This is a genomic window from Cellulosimicrobium sp. CpK407 (assembly GCF_051844275.1).
Taxonomy (GTDB): Bacteria; Actinomycetota; Actinomycetes; order Actinomycetales; family Cellulomonadaceae; genus Cellulosimicrobium; species Cellulosimicrobium cellulans_G.
The window spans coordinates 15,502-37,586 of sequence record NZ_JBGNYC010000040.1; the positions used below are offsets into that span (position 1 = coordinate 15,502).

At 73.3% G+C, this 22,085-nt stretch carries 17 protein-coding genes; 5 read left to right on the forward strand and 12 right to left on the reverse strand.

From position 1 onward, the window contains the following. Positions 1–335: 335 nt before the first annotated feature. From whiA to uvrC, 4 genes are all read right to left on the reverse strand, one after another. Positions 336–1,316, reverse strand: a complete 981-nt coding sequence (whiA, locus tag ABWU78_RS15725) for a DNA-binding protein WhiA (protein ID WP_047232822.1) — start codon at positions 1,314–1,316, stop codon at positions 336–338. An 81-nt stretch (positions 1,317–1,397) separates the two neighbouring features. Next, a complete protein-coding gene (locus ABWU78_RS15730; protein ID WP_253049662.1) occupies positions 1,398–2,363 on the reverse strand; it encodes a gluconeogenesis factor YvcK family protein in 966 nt (321 codons plus the stop codon). A gap of 3 nt (positions 2,364–2,366) precedes the next feature. Then, positions 2,367–3,353: an RNase adapter RapZ gene (gene rapZ / locus ABWU78_RS15735; RefSeq protein WP_253049664.1), complete on the reverse strand. Its 987-nt coding sequence runs from the start codon at positions 3,351–3,353 to the stop codon at positions 2,367–2,369. A 20-nt stretch (positions 3,354–3,373) separates the two neighbouring features. After that, positions 3,374–5,587 carry an excinuclease ABC subunit UvrC gene (gene uvrC, locus ABWU78_RS15740; RefSeq protein WP_353709207.1) on the reverse strand — a complete coding sequence of 738 codons (2,214 nt, stop codon included), beginning with the start codon at positions 5,585–5,587 and terminating at the stop codon, positions 3,374–3,376. A gap of 114 nt (positions 5,588–5,701) precedes the next feature. Between uvrC and ABWU78_RS15745 the strand changes: the two genes are divergently transcribed. Beyond that, positions 5,702–6,187, forward strand: a complete 486-nt coding sequence (locus tag ABWU78_RS15745; RefSeq protein WP_439158905.1) for an OsmC family protein — start codon at positions 5,702–5,704, stop codon at positions 6,185–6,187. Between the two features lie 103 nt (positions 6,188–6,290). Here ABWU78_RS15745 and uvrA read toward each other — a convergent pair whose 3' ends face one another. Then, positions 6,291–9,275, reverse strand: a complete 2,985-nt coding sequence (gene uvrA, locus ABWU78_RS15750) for an excinuclease ABC subunit UvrA (RefSeq protein ID WP_253049670.1) — start codon at positions 9,273–9,275, stop codon at positions 6,291–6,293. 120 nt (positions 9,276–9,395) lie between these two features. Here uvrA and ABWU78_RS15755 point away from each other — a divergent pair, with 120 nt between their 5' ends. Both ABWU78_RS15755 and ABWU78_RS15760 read left to right on the forward strand, forming a co-directional pair. Continuing rightward, on the forward strand, positions 9,396–10,103 hold the full coding sequence (locus ABWU78_RS15755; RefSeq protein WP_353709206.1) for an MBL fold metallo-hydrolase: 708 nt from the start codon (positions 9,396–9,398) through the stop codon (positions 10,101–10,103). A gap of 93 nt (positions 10,104–10,196) precedes the next feature. Then, positions 10,197–10,496 (forward strand): YciI family protein, encoded by a 300-nt coding sequence (locus ABWU78_RS15760; RefSeq protein ID WP_053370964.1) that lies wholly within the window; start codon positions 10,197–10,199, stop codon positions 10,494–10,496. A 64-nt stretch (positions 10,497–10,560) separates the two neighbouring features. On the opposite strand, the gene ABWU78_RS15765 is transcribed toward ABWU78_RS15760, so the two are convergent. From ABWU78_RS15765 to uvrB, 4 genes are all read right to left on the reverse strand, one after another. Next, the gene (locus tag ABWU78_RS15765) at positions 10,561–11,688 is read right to left on the reverse strand and encodes a protein kinase family protein (protein ID WP_439158906.1); all 1,128 of its coding nucleotides are present in this window, start codon (positions 11,686–11,688) and stop codon (positions 10,561–10,563) included. A 3-nt stretch (positions 11,689–11,691) separates the two neighbouring features. Next, positions 11,692–12,819: a TerC family protein gene (locus tag ABWU78_RS15770; protein WP_439158907.1), complete on the reverse strand. Its 1,128-nt coding sequence runs from the start codon at positions 12,817–12,819 to the stop codon at positions 11,692–11,694. Next, positions 12,819–13,823, reverse strand: a complete 1,005-nt coding sequence (locus ABWU78_RS15775; protein ID WP_439158908.1) for a TerC family protein — start codon at positions 13,821–13,823, stop codon at positions 12,819–12,821. The genes ABWU78_RS15770 and ABWU78_RS15775 overlap by 1 nt, the downstream gene beginning before the upstream one ends. A gap of 314 nt (positions 13,824–14,137) precedes the next feature. Further along, positions 14,138–16,246: an excinuclease ABC subunit UvrB gene (gene uvrB, locus ABWU78_RS15780; RefSeq protein ID WP_253049680.1), complete on the reverse strand. Its 2,109-nt coding sequence runs from the start codon at positions 16,244–16,246 to the stop codon at positions 14,138–14,140. A gap of 247 nt (positions 16,247–16,493) precedes the next feature. Here uvrB and ABWU78_RS15785 point away from each other — a divergent pair, with 247 nt between their 5' ends. Then, positions 16,494–17,855 (forward strand): choice-of-anchor A family protein, encoded by a 1,362-nt coding sequence (locus tag ABWU78_RS15785; protein ID WP_439158909.1) that lies wholly within the window; start codon positions 16,494–16,496, stop codon positions 17,853–17,855. Between the two features lie 74 nt (positions 17,856–17,929). On the opposite strand, the gene ABWU78_RS15790 is transcribed toward ABWU78_RS15785, so the two are convergent. The 3 genes from ABWU78_RS15790 to ABWU78_RS15800 form a co-directional block, all read right to left on the reverse strand. Further along, on the reverse strand, positions 17,930–18,547 hold the full coding sequence (locus tag ABWU78_RS15790; protein ID WP_439158910.1) for a pyroglutamyl-peptidase I family protein: 618 nt from the start codon (positions 18,545–18,547) through the stop codon (positions 17,930–17,932). Then, positions 18,544–19,185, reverse strand: coding sequence for a dephospho-CoA kinase (gene coaE / locus ABWU78_RS15795; RefSeq protein WP_253049686.1), 642 nt, complete (start codon positions 19,183–19,185; stop codon positions 18,544–18,546). Before coaE ends, ABWU78_RS15790 begins: the two co-directional genes overlap by 4 nt. 62 nt (positions 19,186–19,247) lie before the next feature. Continuing rightward, complete coding sequence (locus tag ABWU78_RS15800; protein WP_253049688.1) at positions 19,248–19,790, reverse strand: MarR family winged helix-turn-helix transcriptional regulator; 543 nt, start codon at positions 19,788–19,790, stop codon at positions 19,248–19,250. Between the two features lie 163 nt (positions 19,791–19,953). Here ABWU78_RS15800 and ABWU78_RS15805 point away from each other — a divergent pair, with 163 nt between their 5' ends. Next, positions 19,954–21,921, forward strand: a complete 1,968-nt coding sequence (locus tag ABWU78_RS15805) for an ABC transporter ATP-binding protein (RefSeq protein WP_253049689.1) — start codon at positions 19,954–19,956, stop codon at positions 21,919–21,921. The last annotated feature ends 164 nt before the right edge of the window (positions 21,922–22,085 follow it).

Below are 22,085 nucleotides of genomic sequence, written 5' to 3' on the forward strand. Positions count from 1 at the left end.
CGCGCCGGTTGTCCCGACGCACACGGTTGATGCCGAACGATCACGTACGCCGTCGTACGCAGGTGGTGATCGCGCCCGTGCCCCGCTGCCCGGCATCCCGGCACAGCACCCTCCGTGCCCGTGGACCGTCACGGCGACAGCCGGGACCACCCACGCCCATGAGGGGTGTCAGCGAAGGAGCACGTCGTTGTCACCTGACGCATCCGAGCCTATACCAACACCACGCCGACATGTGACCTGGATCCCACGGTTCGGGACCATCGTCCCGTCGGTGCATGACGTCCAGGGGCCGGGCGGGTCGCCGGGCGCCGGGCGCCGGGTCGAGGCTCGGCGGGTCAGAGGTCGAGCAGCTCCGGGCTCAGCCCCGCCTCGGTGTCCGGGATGCCGAGCTCGGCGGCGCGCTTGTCGGCCGTCGACAGCAAGCGGCGGATGCGTCCCGCCACGGCGTCCTTGGTCAGCGGCGGGTCCGCGAGCTGCCCGAGCTCCTCGAGCGACGCCTGCTTGTGGGCGAGGCGGAGCTCGCCGGCCTCGCGCAGGTGGTCGGGCAGGTCCGGGCCGAGGATCTCGAAGGCCCGCTCGACCCGCGCGCCCGCCGCGACCGCCGCCCGGGCCGAGCGGCGCAGGTTCGCGTCGTCGAAGTTCGCCAGCCGGTTCGCGGTCCCGCGCACCTCGCGCCGGGCACGCCGCTCCTCCCAGACGAGGACCGCCTCGTGCGCGCCAAGACGCGTGAGGAGCGCGCTGATCGCGTCCCCGTCCCGGATGACGACGCGGTCGACGCCGCGGACCTCGCGCGACTTCGCGGAGACGCCGAGGCGGCGGGCGGCACCGACGAGCGCCAGGGCCGCCTCGGGGCCCGGGCACGTGATCTCGAGCGCCGACGACCGGCCCGGCTCGGTGAGCGACCCGTGCGCCAGGAACGCGCCGCGCCACGCCGCCTCCGCCTCCTCCACCCCGCCGGAGACGACCTGCGGCGGGAGCCCCCGCACGGGTCGCCCGCGCTGGTCCAGGAGACCCGTCTGGCGGGCCAGCGACTCGCCGTCGCGCACGACCCGCACGACGTAGCGGCTGCTCTTGCGCAGACCACCCGCCGAGACGACGATCAGCTCGCTCGTGTGCCCGTAGACGTCCGCGATCGTCTCGCGCAGGCGGCGCGCCGCGATCGCGGTGTCGAGCTCGGCCTCGATGACGACGCGGCCCGAGATGAGGTGCAGCCCGCCCGAGAACCGGAGCATCGCCGAGACCTCCGCCTTGCGGCACGAGGTCTTGTCCACCCGCAGCCGAGCCAGCTCGTCCTTCACCTGTGCCGTGAGCGCCATGCGGGACATCCTGCCACCGATGCCGACGCGTCGCGGCGGCGGGCCGGGCACCCCCGGGGGCCCGGCGCCGCGGCGCGCGGATCAGCGGGCGGGCGAGCCGACGTCGCCGAGGAAGTCGTCGAACACGTCCCGGTAGGCCGCCGCCAGGCGCAGCGCGTCGTGGCGCGCCGTGCCGTCCCCGCGCCGCACCTGCCGCAGGAGGAGCCGGGCGCCCATGCGCGCCGCGGCCTCCGCGAGCTGCTCGGTGTCCTCGACGGCGGACGGGTCCGCGACGACGGCATCGATCCGGAGACCGGGTGCGTGCTTGTGCAGGGCCTCGAGGTGGTCGGTGGCGGAGAGCCCGTACGTCTCCCCCGTCTCGCTCGACAGGTTGAGGGTGACGCAGCGTCGCGCGCTGGTCTCGTGCAGGGCGCGCGCGAGGTCGGGCACGAGCAGGTGCGGCATCACCGACGAGAACCACGACCCCGGCCCGAGCACGACCCAGTCCGCCTCCTCGACGGCCTGGACCGCCTCGGTGCACGCGGGCGGGTCCGCGGGCACGAGCCGGAGCTGCTCGATGCGGCCGTGGGTGACGGCGACGTGGCTCTGCCCGACGACGGTCTCGAGCCGGTCGCCGGTCCGCACGTCGGCCTCGATCCCGAGGGGCACCGCCGCCATGGGCAGCACGCGCCCGCGAGCGCCGAGCAGCTTGCCCACCCAGTCGAGCCCGGCGACCGGGTCGTCGAGGAGCTCCCACAGCGCGACGATGAGCAGGTTTCCCACGGCATGGTTGTCGAGGTCGCCCTCGGACGTGAACCGGTGCTGCAGGAGCGCGCTCCACGTGCGGCCCCACTCCGAGTCGTCGCACAGGGCCGCGAGCGCCATGCGCAGGTCCCCCGGGGGCAGGACGCCGAGCTCGGAGCGCAGACGCCCGGACGACCCGCCGTCGTCGGCCACCGTCACGACGGCCGTGAGCCGGTCGGACATGAGCCGCAGCGCGGAGAGGCTCGCGGACAGGCCGTGGCCGCCGCCCAGGGCGACGACGGCGGGGTTGCGCTTGGCGACCACCGGTCACTCCTTGCCGAGGTCGCGGGCGGTCACGATGACGCGCTGCCCCTGGGCGCGCAGGCGTGCGGCGATCGCCTCGCTGATCGCGACGGAGCGGTGCTTGCCCCCGGTGCAGCCGACGGCGATCGTCACGTAGCGCTTCTCCTCGCCCAGGTACCCGGCCAGGACCGGCTCGAGGGCGCTCACGTACCGGTCGACGAACTCGAGCGCGCCGGGACGCCCGAGCACGTAGTCGCGCACCGGGGCGTCGCGCCCGGTGAGGTGGCGCAGCTCGGTGATCCAGTACGGGTTCGCGAGGAACCGCACGTCGACCACGTGGTCCGCGTCGAGCGGCAGCCCGTACTTGAACCCGAACGAGACGACGTTGATGCGCAGCGTCTCGGGGGTGCCGTCGGCGACGGCGGCCCGCACCTCGCGCGCGAGGTCGTGCACGGTGAGCTCGGACGTGTCGATGACGACGTCGGACCGCTCCTCGAGGCTCGCGAGCAGGCGTCGCTCCTCGGCGAGGCCGTCGAGGATGCGCCCCTCCCCCTGCAGCGGGTGCGGTCGCCGGACCTGCTCGTACCGGCGCACGAGCACCTCGTCGGACGCGTCGAGGAACAGGATGCGGTAGAACACCCCGCTCTGGCGGAGGTGGTCGAGCACCTCGACGAGGTCGGTGAAGAACTCGCGCCCGCGCACGTCGACGACCGCCGCGATGCGCTCGAGCGTCGAGCCCGACCGGGTCATGAGGTCCACGAGCGGGACGATCATGCGCGGCGGCAGGTTGTCGACGACGTACCAGTCGAGGTCCTCGAGCACGGCGGCCGCCCGTGTGCGGCCCGCGCCCGACATGCCGGTGATGATCAGCACCTCGGCCTCGCGCGCCTCCGGGGGGTGGGTCGCCGCCTCGATCGCGGGGATCCCGCTCGGGACGGTGGTCGGCGAGGGCTCCGGCACGCGGGCGGGCGGCCCCTGCGGGCTGAGGTCCGGGGTCGGCTCCGAGGTCATGGCACCAGCATGCCAGCCGCTCACGCCCGGGCCGCGGCCCCGTCGCCCACCGGAGTGTCCCGCGCGCCGTCCTCCACACCGTCCTCCACACCGTCCTCCACGCCGTCCTGCACGGGGTCCGGGCGCACGTCGCCCTCGGCGGGCGCCCGCTCCGCCGGGGCCGCGCCCGGGGACGGCTCGGCGGCTCCGCCCAGGGCGGCGACGACGGCACGCGCCGTGCGCTCGCCCATGCCCCGCACCGTCGCGATCTCCTCGACGCTCGCCGCCCGGAGGCGCTTGAGCGAGCCGAAGTGCTTGAGGAGCGCGGTGCGCCGCGCCGGCCCGAGGCCGGGGACGTCGTCGAGCGCGGACGCCGTCATGCCCTTGCTGCGCTGCCTCCGGTGCTGGGCGATGGCGAACCGGTGCGCCTCGTCACGCACGCGCTGCAGCAGGTAGAGGCCCTCCGACGAGCGCTGGAGGATCACGGGGTAGTCGTCCCCCGGGACCCACACCTCCTCGAGCCGCTTGGCGAGGCCGCAGAGCGCGACGTCGTCGATCCCGAGGTCGGCCAGCGCCCGCGCGGCGGCCGCCACCTGCGGCGGGCCGCCGTCGACCACGACGAGGTTCGGCGGGTAGGCGAACCGGGCCCGCCGGTCCACGGGGGCGTCGGCGTCGACCTCGCCGCTGCGCGGCACGTACCCCGCGGCCTCCGCGGCCCGCTCCGCGCGGCGGCCCGCGGCGTCGGACCCGGTCGCGACGTCGTCGGCCTCGAGGTCCAGCTCGACCTCGCCCGAGCGCGAGCGGTCGGACAGGTAGCGCTTGAACCGGCGCGTGATGACCTCGTACATCGCCGCGGTGTCGTCCGCGGCCCCGTCGCCGTCGGGCCCGCGCACGGTGAAGTGCCGGTACTCGCTCTTGCGCGCGAGCCCGTCCTCGAACACGACCATCGACGCGACCTGGTAGGTGCCCTGGTTGTGGGAGACGTCGTAGCACTCGATCCGCAGCGGGGCGGTGTCGAGGTCGAGCGCCTCCTGGATCTCGCGCAGCGCCTGGCTGCGCGTCGTGAGGTCGCCCGCGCGGCGCGTGCGGTGCAGGGCGAGCGCGTGCTCCGCGTTCGCCCGCACGGTCGCGGCGAGCTCCTTCTTGTCGCCACGCTGCGGCACGCGCACGTCGACGCGCGCGCCCCGCAGGCCGGAGAGCCACGTCGTGACCTGCGCGGTGTCCGGCGGCAGGACGGGGACGAGCACCTCGCGCGGGACGACGTCGCGCACGCCGGCCCGGCCCTGGCCGGTCCCCGGGTCGGCCGCCGCGGCCTCCTCGGCCGCGCCGTAGACCTGCTGGAGCAGGTGCTCGACCAGCTCCGCGTCGGTCACGTCCTCGACCTTCTCGACGATCCAGCCGCGCTGGCCGCGGATCCGCCCGTCGCGCACGTGGAACACCTGGACGGCCGCCTCGAGCTCGTCGCCGACGAGCGCGAACACGTCCGCGTCGGTGCCGTCGCCGAGCACCACCGCGTTCTTCTCGGTCGCGCGCTGGAGCGCGACGATGTCGTCGCGCAGGCGCGCCGCGGCCTCGTACTCCATCGCGGCGGCGGCCTCGTTCATCTTGCGCTCGAGTCGCCGCACGAAGCGCTGCGTGTCACCCGCCATGAAGTCGCAGAAGTCCTCGGCGAGCGCCCGGTGGTCCTCGGGCGTGATGCGCCCGACGCACGGGGCCGAGCACTTGTCGATGTACCCCAGGAGGCACGGGCGGCCCGTCTGGTGGGCTCGCTTGAACACGCCCGCCGAGCAGGTGCGCACCGGGAAGACGCGCAGCAGGAGGTCGAGCGTCTCGCGGATCGCCCACGCGTGCCCGTAGGGGCCGAAGTACCGGGTGCCGGGTCGCTTGGCGCCGCGCATGACCTGGGCGCGGGGGAACTCCTCCCCCATCGTCACCGCGAGGTACGGGTAGGACTTGTCGTCGCGGTACTTGACGTTGAACCGCGGGTCGAACTCCTTGATCCAGGAGTACTCGAGCGCGAGAGCCTCGACCTCGGTGCCCACGACGGTCCACTCGACGGACGCCGCGGTCGTCACCATCGTCTGGGTGCGGTGGTGCAGGTTCGCGACGTCCTGGAAGTAGTTCGACAGGCGCGCGCGCAGGTTCTTGGCCTTGCCGACGTAGATCACGCGCCCGTGGTCGTCGCGGAACCGGTAGACGCCTGGCGAGGTGGGGATCTCCCCCGGCGCCGGGCGGTACGTCGCGGGATCAGCCATGTTCTCCAGCCTAGGTCAGGCCACCGACGGCGCGGCGGCAGGGGACGTGCGCGGCCGCGGCGGCCCGGCGAAGACGTGGTGTGACCTGCACCACCGCCCGCTAGGGTGGCGGCCATGAGCGCACAGCACGGGTACGCCGCGACGGTCCGCTGGACGGGCGCGGGCGACAGGGGCACCGCCTCCTACACGGCCTACGGCCGGGACCACGACGTCCTGCTCGAGGGGAGGCCGCCGCTGCCCGGGTCCGCGGACCCGGCGTTCCGGGGCGACCCGACGCGCTACAGTCCCGAGGAGCTGTTCGTCGTGAGCCTCTCGCAGTGCCACATGCTGTGGTTCCTCCACCTCGCCGCGGCGGCGGGCGTCGTCGTGCGGGAGTACGTGGACGACGTCACCGGCACGATCCGCGTCGAGTCCGGCGGCGAGGGGCAGTTCACGGACGTCACGCTGCACCCCCGCGTCGTGGTCGACGACGGCCCGGGGACCGACGAAGAGTCGCTGGCCGCCCTCCACCAGCGCGCGCACGACCACTGCTTCATCGCACGCTCGGTGAACTTCCGCGTGCTCGTCGAGCCGGCGCCTCCGCGCCGGGCCGCCGCCTGAGCGGCCCGCCCCGCGGCCCTCGACACCCGCGGCGGCGCGTCGAGGACGCGTCGCCGCGGGGTCACGCCAGGGCAGCAAGCCGGCGCACCGCGTCGGCTCTCGGCTAGGCCGCGGACGCCTTGCGGCGCGGGCGGGTCGTGCCCTCGTCGGTCGCCCGGCGGGCCTTGGCCGAACGACCCTTGGCTCCCTTCGCGGCGGGCGCCGGCGCCGCACCGGGCTTCGTCGGCGCACCGACCGGCACGGGGTCGTGCTGGTCGAGGATCTCCGCGAGGAAGCGGCCGGTGTGGCTCGCCTCGACGCGCGCGACCTGCTCGGGCGTGCCCTGCGCCACGACCTTGCCGCCCCCCGAACCACCCTCCGGGCCCATGTCGACGACCCAGTCGGCGCTCTTGATGACGTCGAGGTTGTGCTCGATGACGAGGACGCTGTTGCCCTTGTCGACGAGCGACTGCAGCACGCCGAGCAGCTTGCGGATGTCCTCGAAGTGCAGGCCCGTCGTCGGCTCGTCGAGCACGTAGATCGTGCGCCCGGTCGAGCGCTTCTGCAGCTCGCTCGCGAGCTTCACGCGCTGCGCCTCGCCACCTGAGAGCGTCGGGGCGGGCTGCCCGAGGCGGACGTACCCGAGGCCGACCTCGACGAGCGTCTTGAGGTGCCGCGAGATCGCCGGGACGGCCGCGAAGAACTCCGACGCCTCCTCGATCGGCATGTCGAGGACGTCGGCCACCGTCTTGCCCTTGAAGTGCACCTCGAGCGTCTCGCGGTTGTAGCGCGCGCCGTGGCAGACCTCGCACGGCACGTAGACGTCCGGAAGGAAGTTCATCTCGATCTTCAGCGTGCCGTCGCCCGAGCACGCCTCGCAGCGGCCGCCCTTGACGTTGAAGGAGAAGCGGCCCGGCGTGTATCCGCGCACCTTGGCCTCGGTGGTCTCCGCGAACAGCTTGCGCACGTGGTCCCACACCCCCGTGTACGTCGCCGGGTTCGACCGCGGCGTGCGCCCGATCGGCCCCTGGTCGACGTGCACGACCTTGTCGAGGTGGTCCAGGCCCGTAACGCGCGTGTGCCGGCCCGCGACCTGACGCGCGCCGTTGAGCTCGTTGGCGAGCACCGTGTAGAGGATCGAGTTCACGAGCGTCGACTTGCCCGACCCCGACACCCCCGTCACGGCGGTGAGCGTCCCGAGCGGGAAGCTCACGTCGATGCCCGTGAGGTTGTGCTCGCGCGCGCCCACGACCGTGACCTGACGGCCCGGGTCGGTCGGGCGACGCTCGGCCGGGAGCGGGATGCTGCGACGGCCCGCGAGGTAGGCGCCCGTGACCGACTCCGGCGCCTCCAGCAGTCCGGCGTAGTCGCCCGAGTGCACGACGCGTCCGCCGTGCTCGCCCGCGCCCGGGCCGATGTCGACGACCCAGTCCGCGGTGCGGATGGTGTCCTCGTCGTGCTCGACGACGATGAGCGTGTTCCCGAGGTCGCGCAGGCGCGTGAGCGTCTCGATGAGCCGGCGGTTGTCGCGCTGGTGCAGGCCGATGCTCGGCTCGTCGAGGACGTAGAGGACGCCCACCAGGCCCGAGCCGATCTGCGTCGCGAGCCGGATGCGCTGCGCCTCGCCGCCGGACAGCGTCGCGGCCGGTCGCTCGAGCGAGAGGTAGTCGAGGCCGACGTCGAGCAGGAACCCGAGGCGCGCGTCGATCTCCTTGAGGACCTCCGTCGCGATGGCGCGCTCGCGCGCGCCGAGCTCGAGCGAGCCGAGGAACGCCGCGGCCTCGCGCAGCGGGAGACGGCACACGTCCCAGATCGACTTGCCGCCGACCTTGACGGCGAGGACCTCGGGCTTGAGGCGCGCACCCCGGCACACCGGGCACGGGACCTCGCGCATGAAGGCCTCGTACTTCTCCTTGGACCAGTCCGACTCGGTCTCGGTGTGCCGGCGCTCGAGGAACGTGATGACGCCCTCGAACCCGGTCGAGTACTGCCGCTCGCGGCCCCAGCGGTTCTTGTACCGGACGTGGACCTGGTGGTTCTGCCCGTGCAGGACCGCCTTCTTCGCGCGCTCGGGCAGCGCCCGCCACGGCGTGTCCATGGAGAACCCGAGGTCGTCCGCGAGCGCCGTGAGCACCCGCTCGAAGTACTCCGAGGAGATCTGCGCCCACGGCGCGACCGCGCCCTCGCTCAGCGACTTCTCGACGTCCGGCACCACGAGGTCGGGGTCGACCTCGAGGCGGAAGCCGATGCCCGTGCACTCGGGGCACGCGCCGTAGGGCGCGTTGAAGGAGAACGTGCGCGGCTCGATCTCGTCCAGCGCGAGCTCGTGGTCGTTGGGGCACGCGCGCTTCTCGGAGAAGCGGCGCTCGCGCGCCGGGTCGTCCGCGTCCGCGTCGACAAGCTCGACGACGACGAGCCCGCCCGCGAGCCCGAGCGCGGTCTCGACCGAGTCGGTGAGCCGGCGCTGCACGCCCTCGCGTGCCACGAGGCGGTCGACGACGACCTCGATGTCGTGCTTGAGCTTCTTCTCGAGCGCCGGGACGTCGGTGAGCGTGCGTACCTCGCCGTCGACGCGGGCGCGCGCGAAGCCCTTGGTCTGGAGCTCCTTGAAGAGCTCGGAGTACTCGCCCTTGCGCCCGCGCACCACCGGCGCGAGCACCTGGTACCGCGTGCCCTCCGGCAGCTCGAGGAGACGGTCCACGATCTGCTGCGGGGTCTGCGCGGTCACGCGCTCGCCGCACACGGGGCAGTGCTGCGTCCCGGCGCGCGAGAAGAGCAGGCGGAGGTAGTCGTAGACCTCGGTGATCGTGCCGACGGTCGAGCGCGGGTTGCGGTTCGTGGACTTCTGGTCGATCGACACCGCGGGCGACAGGCCCTCGATGAAGTCGACGTCGGGCTTGTCCATCTGCCCGAGGAACTGGCGCGCGTACGCCGACAGCGACTCGACGTAGCGGCGCTGCCCCTCCGCGAAGATGGTGTCGAACGCGAGCGAGGACTTGCCCGAGCCGGAGAGCCCCGTGAAGACGATGAGCTTGTCCCGCGGGAGGTCGAGGTCGACGTTGCGGAGGTTGTGCTCGCGGGCACCGGAGATGACGAGGCGATTGCTCACCGCAGCATCGTACGACCGACCACCCACATTCGCACAGGTGTTCGACGTCACCTTCGCGCGTCCTCCGACGGACGCTCACCGTGGCCCGCCCGCGCCCGGCGGGCGAGGCAGACTGACCGCATGACGTACACGGGACAGGTTGTGGTGGGCGGGCCCGCCGACGTGCGCCGTCTCGACGAGGTCGAGATCCGCAAGCTCGCCGTCGGGCCGCTCGCGAACGACGTCTACCTCCTCACGTGCCGGCGCACGGGCGCCCAGGTCCTGATCGACGCGGCCGACGCGCCCGACGACGTCCTCGCGCTCGTCCGCGAGGGGTCGCCGACCGCGCGCCTCGACGTCGTCGTCACGACGCACCGCCACCCGGACCACCTGCGCGCCCTCGCGTCGATCGTCGCCGTCACGGGGGCGACGACGGCCGTCGGTGGTCCCGACGCCGACGCCGTCGCGGAGGCCGCCGACGTGCACGTGGTGCGGCGCCTCCGCCACGGGGACCTCGTCCGCGCCGGGGACGTCGTGCTCGAGGTCGTCGCGCTGCGGGGCCACACGCCGGGGTCGGTCGCGCTCGCCTATCGCGAGCCCGCCGAGGTGCGCGCGCCGGAGGCCGTCGCGGGCCGGGTGCACCTGTTCACGGGCGACTCGCTGTTCCCGGGCGGGGTCGGGAGCACGGGGCACGACCCCGCGCGCTTCGAGCGGCTCCTCGCGGACGTCACGGAGCGCGTCTTCGACCGGTACGACGACGCGACGTGGGTCTACCCCGGCCACGGCGCGGACACGACCCTCGGCGCCGAGCGACCGCACCTCGACGAGTGGCGCGAGCGCGGCTGGTAGCGGAGGGCTGACCAGCCCGGGTCGCCACCGCGGTGACGACCGAGGCGCGGACCCCGACCGCGCGCCGTCGGGCGGGTCTGGTTCACTCACGGCATGCCGATCCACGCCGTCACCTACGTCTACGCCGACCGCGCCCCCGAGCTCGACGCCCTGCGTCCGGAGCACCGCGCGTTCCTGGGCGACCTCTACGCCCGGGGCACGCTCCTGGCGTCCGGCCCGCTGCCCGCGCACGAGGGAGCTCCCGCCGGGGCGCTGCTCGTCCTCGACGGAGAGACACCCGACGCCGTCGCCGCGGTCCTCGACGAGGACCCGTTCGGACGCGCCGGCCTCGTCGCCGAACGCACGGTGCGCCCGTGGGCCCCGGTCATCGGCGACTGGGCCGACCGCGCCTGAGGAGGGCCCGGCCCCGCCCGGCGCGATCCCGCCTGCGTGACGGCGAGCCGTCTTCGGGGTCGGTCTACCGAGCGCCGGCCCGGCCGGGCCCGCGGTCGGCGCGACCGAGCCGGTCGACCGCCTCCCAGGGGTACGGCGTCGCACGGCTCTCCCGCTGGAACGCGCGGTAGAAGTCCCCCACCACCGCCGCGACCGGGGCGTGTCGCACCAGCGTCGCGGCGACCCCCGCCGAGACGTCGGTCGGCGGGTTGCCCTGAGCCCAGGAGCGCACCAGCGCACGGCGCTCCTCGGGCCGGCACCCGAACAGGGCGACGGCCAGCCAGCTCACCAGGTGCGTGACGCCGTAGCAGTCGTCGTAGTCCTGGTGCGCGGCGACGAAGTCGACCTCGTCGGGCGAGAGGTCGAAACCCGAGGAGATGGCGAGGCCGAAGTCGGCGAAGTAGAGCCGCTCGCCGTCGGTCAGGACGTTCTCGAAGTGCGCGTCGAAGTGCAGCAGGCCACGTGACCTCATGAACGCGATCCCGTCGCGCAGCCCGTCCTCCACGAGCGCACAGGCCCGCTCGGCGGTCTCGCCGCCGGCCCCGACCTGGACGCCGAGCCAGTCGTGCAGCGTCTGCGGGACGTGTTCCAGGAACAGCACGATGCTCGCCGAGGAGTCCCGCAGGGCCTCGATCCGGCGGCGCACCGCCGTGCCGCCGCCCCAGTACTCGACGGCGCGCTCGACGTCGGCCAGCTCGTTGGGCAGGGGCCGGCCCCCGTCGGGCAGCACTCGCCAGTGGTGCATCAGGGGAAAGCCCTCGTGCTCCCCGGCGATCACCCAGCCCGTCGTCATGACGTGCACGGCCAGCTCCCGCCAGGCACCGAAGCCCGGGGCGCCGATGGTGCCGACCCCGTAGTGGCAGAAGGTGGGGAGGTCGAACAGGTTCGCCGTGGAGCGGACGTTGTCCGCCCGGCGCTCGAGGTCGCTCAGGCGCACCCGCTTGACGAACACCGGTGTGCCGTCGACGTCGAGCGACGACGTCTCGCCGCCGATGCCCGCACCGACCCGCGGGGCGGCGTCCACGAGCTCGCGGAGCCGGCGGTCGCTGTGCAGCGACAGCGCCGTGCTGACCGCCGCGTGCCGGGCCAGGCGGGCACCGCGGGACCCGTCGGTCCGGGCCGGCACCGTCTCGCTCCGCGGCTCGTCGGGCACGCGCTATCGCCCGGTGCCGTCCTGCGGGCCCGTGCCCCACGGCGGTGTCTCGCCGACCGGCGCGCCCCCGTCCACCGACTCCCCCTCGGGCTCCTGGACCGCGTCCTCCACGACGGCGGCAGCGCCGCGCGTCGCGGCCACCTCGGAGTCGTCCTGGGCGTGCAGCGCCCGCGTGCGCAGGAGGCTCGCGACCGTCGTGACGGCGAGCGCGCCGATGATCACGACCAGCGACAGCCAGATCGGGACCGTCGGGACGGCGTCGAGGTGCTCCCCGCCGTTGATGAACGGCAGCGTGTTCTCGTGCAGCGCCTCGAGGATCAGCTTCACGCCGATGAACCCGAGGATCACCGCCAGACCGATCGGCAGGTAGACGAGGCGCTCGAGCAGGCCGCCCAGGAGGAAGTAGAGCTGGCGCAGGCCCATCAGCGCGAAGACGTTCGTCGTGAAGACGATGAACGGGTCCTGGGTGAGCCCGAAGATCGCGGGGATCGAGTCGAACGCGAAGAGCAGGTCGGTGCTGCCGATCGCGAGGAACACGATGACCAGCGGCGTGAAGACCCGCTTGCCGTCCTCGACCGTGCGCAGCCGGCCGCCGTCGTACTGCGTGCCCAGCGGCAGGACCCGCCGCAGGGCCCGGACGGCGCGGTTCTCGTGGTACTCCTCGGGCTCGTCCCCGCCGGCCACGAGCTTGACGGCCGTGTAGATGAGGAACGCGCCGAACAGGTAGAACACCCACACGAACTGGGCGATGATCGCCGCACCCGCGAGGATGAACGCCCCGCGCAGGACGAGTGCGACGATGATGCCGACCATCAGCACGCGCTGCTGCTGGTCCCGCGGGACCGCGAACCTCGCCATGATGATGACGAACACGAAGAGGTTGTCCACGGAGAGGCTGTACTCCGTGAGCCAGCCCGCGTAGAACTCCCCGGCCGGTGCCGCCCCGCCGACCGCGCCCACGATCGCCCCGAAGACGAGGGCGAGCGCGACGTAGAAGCCGACCCACAGCGCGCTCTCGCGCATCGAGGGGACGTGCGGGCGGCGCCCCACGACGAACAGGTCGACGAGGAGCAGCACCGCGAGCGCCGAGAGCGACGCCCACTCGAACCAGACGGGAAGCTCGTGAACCATCAGCGTGAGCCCTCCGAGCTCTCGACGGAGCGCCGACGGTCGGCGCGGTCCTTGGCGAGGCTCGCGACCGTGGTGATCGTGAGCACGACGACGATGAACCCGAGCGACAGCGCCGTCGAGATCTCCGGGACGGCGGTGATGTGCTCACCGCCGTTGATGAACGGCACCTCGTTCTTGTGCAGCGCGTGGATGAGCAGCTTGACGCCGATGAAGCCGAGGATCGCCGCGAGGCCGTACGCGAGGTAGACGAGGCGGTCGAGGAGGCCGTCGATGAGGAAGTAGAGCTGGCGCAGGCCGAGCAGCGAGAACGCGTTGGCGGCGAACACGAGGAAGGTCTCCTGCGTGAGGCCGAAGATCGCGGGGATCGAGTCGACCGCGAAGAGCAGGTCCGCGCTGCCGATCGCGATCATCACGATGAGCATCGGGGTGATGTAGCGCTTCCCGTCGATCCTCGTCGTCATCTTGTCCTCGACGTACGTCTCCGTCGTCGGGAACAGGCGGCGGGTCAGCCGCAGCGCGCCGTTCTCGTGGAACTCCTCGTCGTGGCCGGTGCCGGCCTTGACCTGCGTCCACGCGGTGTACAGCAGGAACGCGCCGAAGACGTAGAAGACCCAGCTGAAGTTCTCGATGAGGGCCGCGCCGAGGAAGATGAAGATCGTCCGCAGGACCAGCGCGATCGTGATGCCGATGAGCAGCACCTTCTGCTGGTAGAGCCGCGGGACGCGGAAGCTCGTCATGATGAGGACGAACACGAAGAGGTTGTCGACTGACAGGCTCTTCTCGGTGATGTAGCCGGCGAAGTACTCGCCGCCGTACGTCGAGCCCCAGACGGCCCAGACGATGCCACCGAAGGCCACCGCGACGGCGACGTAGCCCGCGGACCACCACGTGGCCTCGCGCAGGCTCGGGGCGTGGGGCGTGCGCACGTGCCCCACGTAGTCGACGGCGAGCATCGCGAGGATCACGCCGACGGTGACGAGCCAGACCCAGACGGGCACATCCATGAAGATTCCTCCGGTACGTGGGGAGCACTGTGTACCGAAGGTCTCTTCCGCCACGCACCGCCACCCGCACCCGCACGGGACGCGGGCTGGTGGTAGTGGGACCGGTGACACCGGGCCGACGACTGCGCCGGCCGTGATGACGACATCACCGCGGAGGAATACTCCCCTTCAACGAGGAGCCAGCATAGGCCATCGCCCCTCTGCACAGGACAACCTGACGCGCGGGCGAGATGTTCCTCGGCCCCGGCCGACCGCTCGGTCCCGCGCAGGTCACTGGAGGCAGAGCGCGCCCGACGACCGTCCGGGCCTCCGCGTCAGGCCGTCGCGGCCTGCATCTGCCGCAGCTCCTTCTTGAGCCCCGAGATCTCGTCGCGCAGCCGGGCGGCGAGCTCGAACTGCAGCTCGCCCGCGGCCGCGTGCATCTGGTCGCTGAGCTCCTGGATGAGCTCGGCGAGGTCGCTCGCCGCCGCGCCGGCAAGCCGGTTGCCCGACGACGCGCCCTCCTTGGGCGCTCCCGGCACCGGCGCCCTGCCCTTCGCGCCCTTGCCCGGCTGTCGGTACCCGCCCGCGAGCAGCTCGGCCGTGTCGACGTCCTCGCGCGCGAGCATGTCCGTCACGTCGGAGATCCGCTTGCGCAACGGCGTCGGATCGACCCCGTGCTCCGTGTTGTACGCGATCTGCCGCTCGCGGCGCCGCTCGGTCTCCTCGATCGCCGCCGCCATCGCCGGCGTGATCTTGTCCGCGTACATGTGCACCTGGCCCGAGACGTTGCGGGCCGCGCGGCCGATCGTCTGGATGAGCGACTTGGGCGACCGCAGGAATCCCTCCTTGTCGGCGTCGAGGATCGCGACGAGCGACACCTCGGGCAGGTCGAGGCCCTCGCGCAGCAGGTTGATGCCGACGAGGACGTCGTACTCGCCGAGGCGCAGCTCGCGCAGGAGCTCCACGCGCCGCAGCGTGTCGACCTCCGAGTGCAGGTACCGGACCCGCACGTCCTTCTCGAGCAGGTAGTCCGTGAGGTCTTCCGCCATCTTCTTGGTGAGCGTCGTGACGAGGACGCGCTCGTTCCGCTCGACCCGCTCGCGGATCTCGTGCAGCAGGTCGTCGATCTGCCCCGTGGTGGGCTTGACGAGCACCTCCGGGTCGACCAGGCCGGTCGGCCGGATGATCTGCTCGACGACGCCGTCGGCCATCGAGAGCTCGTAGTCGCCGGGCGTCGCCGACAGGTACACGGTCTGGCCGATGCGCTCGACGAACTCCTCCCAGCGCAGCGGCCGGTTGTCCATCGCGCTCGGCAGCCGGAACCCGTGGTCGACGAGGCTGCGCTTGCGCGACATGTCGCCCTCGAACATGGCGCCGATCTGCGGCACGGTCACGTGCGACTCGTCGATGACGAGGAGGAAGTCCTCCGGGAAGTAGTCGAGCAGCGTGTTCGGCGCCGAGCCTGCCTCGCGGCCGTCGATGTGCCGCGAGTAGTTCTCGATCCCGGACGCGGTGCCGATCTGGCGCATCATCTCGATGTCGTAGGTGGTGCGCATGCGCAGCCGCTGTGCCTCGAGCAGCTTGTTCTGCCGCTCGAGCTCGTCGAGCCGCTCGGCGAGCTCGGCCTCGATCGAGGAGATCGCGCGCTCCATGCGCTCCGGCCCGGCGACGTAGTGCGTGGCCGGGAACACGTGGATGCTCGGCTCGGACCGGATCACGTCGCCCGTGAGCGGGTGCAGGGTCTGGATGCTCTCGATCTCGTCGCCGAAGAACTCGATGCGGACCGCGAGCTCCTCGTACACCGGGATGATCTCGACCGTGTCACCGCGCACGCGGAACGTCCCGCGCGTGAACGCCATGTCGTTGCGCGTGTACTGCATCGTCACGAACTGCCGCAGCAGGTCGTCGCGCTCGACCTGCATGCCGACGTCGAGCCGGACCATCCGGTCGACGTACTCCTGCGGCGTGCCGAGACCGTAGATGCACGACACGGAGGCGACCACGACGACGTCGCGCCGGGTGAGCAGGGAGCTCGTGGCGGAGTGCCGCAGCCGCTCGACCTCGTCGTTGATGGACGAGTCCTTCTCGATGTAGGTGTCCGTCTGCGCGATGTACGCCTCGGGCTGGTAGTAGTCGTAGTACGAGACGAAGTACTCGACCGCGTTGTGCGGCAGCAGCTCCCGGAACTCCGTCGCGAGCTGCGCGGCGAGCGTCTTGTTCGGCGCCATGACCAGCGTCGGGCGCTGCAGCTCCTCGATGAGCCACGCCGTCGTCGCCGACTTGCCCGTGCCGGTGGCGCCGAGGAGCACGACGTCCTTCTCCCCCGCGCGGATGCGCTGCGCGAGGTCAGCGATCGCCGTGGGCTGGTCGCCCGACGGCTGGTACTCGGAGATGACCTCGAACGGGGTGGTCGCACGCTGGAGATCGGTCACGGGACGCATGCCTCCACGGTACGTCGACCCACCCACACGGACCCCTCCGTGCGCGGTCGGCGCCCCCTGGAGGAGTCGTTCCGGGAAATCACCCCGACGTAATTTGGAAGGTGTCATTCGCAACCTCTAGGGTCGCCTCGACCCTGCCGCGCTCCCCGACGCCCGTGGAGCAGCACGACAGCACGGACCACGGGCGGCGGAGTCCGTGCGCAGTAAGTCAGCGCCGCTAGCGAACCCTCGACCTGGAGCCGACACCATGCGCCTTCACCCCGCGCGCCCCCGCGGAATCCCCCTGCTCGCCCTCACCGCCCTCGCCCTGACGACCGTCGGCCTCGCCGCGCCGGCGACCGCCGCGCCGCTGGCCACCACGCCGGAGGTCACCGCCGACGACGTCTGCACCGCGGACCCGTCCACGCGACCGGTCGACGTCTACGAGCTCACCGCCGTGGAGGACGCGGGCGTCGGTATCTGGGCGGGCGGCGGGCTCACCGTCACGACCGCGACCGAGCTCGAGGGCCGCGTCGTCGTGGGCGGGGACGCCGACCTCTCCGGAGCCGGGAGCCTCAACGTCGGGACCGCAGGGGGCGGCGGCTCGGCGATCACCCCGGCCGGCGGGACCGACATGCTCGTCGTCGGCGGCGACCTCGCGACCGCGACGAACACCCAGGTCGGCTTCCACGCCTCGAGCGGTGGCAACGTCGTCGTCGGCGGGAAGATCACCGGCGCGACCCCGAGCACCGAGAGCCGCAACGCGCCCGGCCGTCCGGGCACGGTCACGCAGGGCGTGGGCCGCGACGTTGCGCTGCGTCCCTACGTCGCGCTCCCCGGGCTCGTCACGGGCATCGCGGCCGACGCCGCCGACGGCGCCGTCGCCGCCGCGCCCGAGGGCGGGGTGCTGACGGTCGAGGCCGGAGCGCGGTACACGCTCACGGCCGACCAGGCATCGACTCTCACCGCGCTGTACGTCACCGGGACGGGGCCGGTGCTCCTCACCGTCACCGGCACCTCCGTGGACGTGTCGCGGCTGCAGCACGTCGAGTACGGCGGCGTGCGCGTCTACCAGACCGCCCAGCACCTGTCGGCGCACTTCCTGTGGAGCTTCCCGGACGCGACCCGGGTGACGCTCGGCACGAACGACCAGTTCCCCGGGACGGTCGTCGTCCCGCGCACGGACGCGACCCTCACGCTGGCGACCTCGACCAACGGGCGCATCCTGTCGAACGGCGCCGTCTCCTACACCGGTGGCGCCGGGATCGAGCACCACAACTACCCGTTCGCCGGCCCGTGCGAGTCGACGCCGTTCGTCGAGGAGCCCGAGCCCGAGCCGTCGCCGGAAGGCCCGAACCCGGGCGAGGGCGTGACCACGCCGCCGACGACCGAGGAGACCCCGTCCACGGAGGAGCCGGGCGAGCCCACGGTGGAGGCGACCCCGGCCGCCGAGACCCCGGCCGCCAGCCCGGACGCGACCCCTGCGTCCGCCGAGAAGGGCGACGACTCGCCCGAGAGCGGCCTCGCCACGACGGGCGCGTCGGTCGTCGTGCTGGCCGTCGTCGCTGCGCTGCTGCTCGCCGGGGGCGCGACGATCCTCGTCGTGGCACGTCGGCGCGCGACGAGCTGACGCCTCGACCACGAGCACGCACCGAGGGCCCGGCAGGCGAGACCTGCCGGGCCCTCGGCGTCCCCGCGCTCGGCTCAGCTCTCCGAACCGGCCGCGAGGGCCGGCTCGGGACTACCGAGGAGCGCGTGCCGCACGACGGCGGCCACGGCCGCGACCTGGTCCGCGATCGGGACGACGTCGGCCCCGGGGACGTGGACGAAGCCGGCGCGCCGACCCGGCCCGGCACCCCAGTGATGCATGAGGGCGTAGAAGACGTCGTTGCACACGTAGGTCCCCGCGGTGCTCGACACCGCCACCGGAACACCCGTCGCGCGGATCGCCGCGAGCGACACCTTGAGCGGGAGCGTCGACCAGTACCCGACCGGCCCGCCCTCGGCGACGGGCAGGTCGACGGGCTGCGCGCCCGCGTTGTCGGGGATCCGGGCGTCGCGCACGTTGACCGCGACCCGTTCGAGGCGCACGCCCGACGCACCTCCCGCCAGGCCGAGCGCCACGACGACCTCGGGGTCGTGCTCGCGGATCGCGGCGTCGAGCACCGGCCACGCTCCGGCGAACGTCACCGGCAGCCGGACGGCGACGACCCGGTCGCCGACGAGCGCCTCCCCGCGCTCGGCGAGCCGCGCCGCGGTCTCCCACGACGGGTTCTCGAGGGCACCGTCGAACGGCTCGAACCCGCTGACGACGACCGTCACGCCTCGTGCTCCTCGATCTCGGCCTGGACCTCGGCGTCGACCTCCGCGCGCACGCGTGCCCACAGCTCGTCGACCTGCACGCGCAGCGCCTCCGGGGAGCCGGACCCGTCGAGGGTCACGTCCGCCGCGGCGAGGCGCGACGCGTCGTCGGCCTGGGCGGCGACGCGGGCGAGGGCCTCGTCCTCGGTCAGCCCGCGTCCCTCGACGAGCCGGCTCACCCGCACGTCCACGGGCGTGTGCACGACCACGACGCAGTGGAACCGGGCGGGGTCACCCGTCTCGACGAGGAGCGGGATGTCGTGCACGACGACGGCCCGGGGGTCGGCCGCGCCGGCGGCCGCCTCGCGCTCGGCCGCGAGCCGACGCACCTCCGGGTGGACGATCGCGTTGAGACGCTCGCGCGCGGCGGCGTCGCCGAACACGACCCGACCGAGCGCGGCCCGGTCGAGCGCGCCGTCGTCGTCCAGGACGTCCGGCCCGAACGCCTCGACGACCTCGTCGAGGCCGACCGTCCCGGGCGCCACCGCGTCGCGCGAGAGCGCGTCGTAGTCCACGACGACGGCGCCGAGCTCGGCGAAGCGTGCGAGCGCGACGGACTTCCCCGCCGCGATTCCTCCGGTCAGGCCGATGCGAAACATGCGCCCCATCCTGCCAGCCGGTGGGCGTCCTCGCGCCGGGACGGTCGACCACGCGGAGCGGCTCAGCCGTGCGCGCCCGACGGCTCTCCCGAGCCGCCCTCCGACCGGTGGTCGGCGTGCGCACCGTCCGGTCGCTCGCCCGCGACGGCGCGCAGGAGCCGCAGGAGCTCGGCGCGCTCGGCGGCGTCGAGGCGCGCGAGGAGCGTCCCGGCGCTCGACGACCGCTCCGCTCCCACCTGCGCGACGACCTCCCGCCCCCGCGGGGTGAGCGCGACGAGCGTCGCCCTCCGGTCGTGCGGGTCGGGGGTGCGCCGGACGAGCCCGGCCCGTTCGGCGTCGTCCACCTTGGACGTCACCGACCGGGGCGCGACGTCCAGCGCGGACGCGACCGCGCCGAGCCGACAGGGCTCGTCGCAGCGGGCGAGGAAGCGCAGCATCCGGTACTGGCCGGGGGTCGTCCCGGCGGGCTCGGCGCGCTCGCTCGCCTCACGGCGCACGCTCCGGAGCGCCGCGTGCAGGAGCGAGAGGAACTCGCCCGCCTCGTCCGTGGAGGTCGGGCCGCCCACCGCGCCCCGTGCGGGGCGCGCGCTCGCATCGCTCGTCACGAGGCCGAGCGTACCCGGCGGACGGGGGTCTTGTGGAGCACACTCATTGTGAGTTAAACTCACTATCGCTGTCGCGCGAGCGGTCGCACGACCGCGCCCGCCGCCGCGGACGACCATGCCGCCGCGGACGACCGCGCCGCCCCTCCCCCACCCAGGAGGCCCCATGTCTTTCCCCTCACCCCTCCCCGGCTCCGGCGGCGGGCGCGGCATGCGCTCGTTCCGCCAGGACTCCTCCGTCGCGTCCCGTCGGCTGCACCGCGGCACGATCCGACGCGTCCTCACGTTCGCCCGGCCCTACCGGCGCCAGCTCGCGGCGTTCCTCGTGCTCATCTCGGTCGACGCCGCGGCGGGCGCGGCCACGCCGCTGCTGTTCCAGCGCATCATCGACGACGGCATCACGGCAGGCGACGTCGGCGTCGTCGTCGCGCTCTCGCTCGTCGCCGCCGGGCTGGCGGTGCTCTCGGGCGCGCTCGGGGTCGCCCAGCGCTGGTTCTCCTCGCGCATCGGCGAGGGCCTCATCGTCGACCTGCGCACGGCCGTCTTCGACCACGTGCAGCGCATGCCGCTCGCCTTCTTCAGCCGCACCCGGACCGGTGCGCTCGTGCAGCGCCTCAACGGCGACGTCCTCGGCGCGCAGCAGGCGTTCACGTCGACGCTCTCGAACGTCTTCTCGAACCTCCTCACCGTCGTGTTCGTCCTCGCCGCGATGCTCTCCATGTCCTGGCAGCTCACGCTCCTCGCCCTGACCCTGCTGCCCGCGTTCGTGCTCCCGGCCCGCTGGGTCGGCAAGCGCCTCGCCGCGATCACGCGCGAGAGCTACGAGCTCAACGCCGAGGCCGCGCAGACCATGAACGAGCGGTTCAACGTCGCGGGCGCCCACCTCGTCAAGGTCTTCGGCGACCCGGCCCGCGAGTCGTCCCGGTTCGCCGCCCAGGCCGGCCGCGTCCGTGACATCGGCGTGAAGCAGGCCATGTACGGCACGGTCTTCCGCGTCGGCCTCACCGTCGTCGCGTCGGTCGCCGTCGCCATCGTCTACGGGCTCGGCGGCGTCATGGCGATCTCGGGCACGCTGACGGTCGGCACCGTCGTCGCGCTCACCGCCTACCTCGGGCGCCTCTACGGCCCGCTCACCGCGATGTCCAACGTCCAGGTCGACGTCATGACCGCGCTCGTGAGCTTCGAGCGCGTGCTCGAGGTGCTCGACCTCGAGCCCACCGTCACCGACGCACCCGATGCCGACGACCTCGCCGACGACGTCGAGCGGCACGGGGCGAGCCTCGAGCTCGACGGCGTGACGTTCCGCTACCCCAGCGCGTCGGAGGTCTCCCTCGCCTCGCTCGAGTCCGTCGCCGTCGAGGGGACCGACCCCACGACCGACACCCTGCGCGACGTCACCTTCTCGGTCCCCGCGGGGGCGATGGTCGCTCTCGTCGGCTCGTCCGGCGCAGGCAAGACGACCGTGTCGCAGCTCGTCACGCGCATGTACGACCCGACCTCCGGGCACGTGCGGATCGCCGGGCGCGACCTGCGCGACGTCACGCAGGAGAGCCTGCACGACGCCGTCGGCGTGGTCACGCAGGAGGCGCACCTCTTCCACGACTCGATCGCCGAGAACCTCCGGTACGCCAAGCCGGACGCGACGGACGCCGAGCTCGAGTCCGCGCTGCGCCGCGCGCACGTGTGGGACGTCGTCGCCGCCCTGCCGTCCGGCATGGACACCGTCGTCGGCGACCGCGGCTACCGGATGTCCGGCGGCGAGCGGCAGCGGCTCGCGATCGCCCGGGTGTTCCTCAAGGCCCCGCAGCTCGTCGTCCTCGACGAGGCGACGGCGCACCTCGACTCGGACTCCGAGGCCGCGGTCCAGGCGGCCCTCGCCGAGGCGCTGCGCGGGCGCACGTCGCTCGTCATCGCGCACCGGCTCTCGACCGTCCGGGAGGCCGACCTCATCGTCGTCCTCGACGCCGGCCGCGTCGTCGAGACGGGCACGCACGCCGAGCTCCTCGCGCGCGGCGGCCGCTACGCCGCGCTCTACCGGACGCAGTTCGCCGACTCACCCGCGCCGTCGGGCAGCGAACCGAGCACAGTCCTGGCCGCTGCCACGGCCCCCGAGCCGGCGACGGCGACCGCCTGACGGCCGACCGCCGAGCAGGTGGTCCCGGCCCGTCGACCAGGCGGTCCCGGCTCGTCCGCGGCCGCTGACGGACCAGGACCACCTGGTCGGCGCTGTGAGCGCCAGGGCACGTGCCGGGCACGACGAAGGCCCGCCACCCCGAGGGGTGGCGGGCCTTCGTCTGC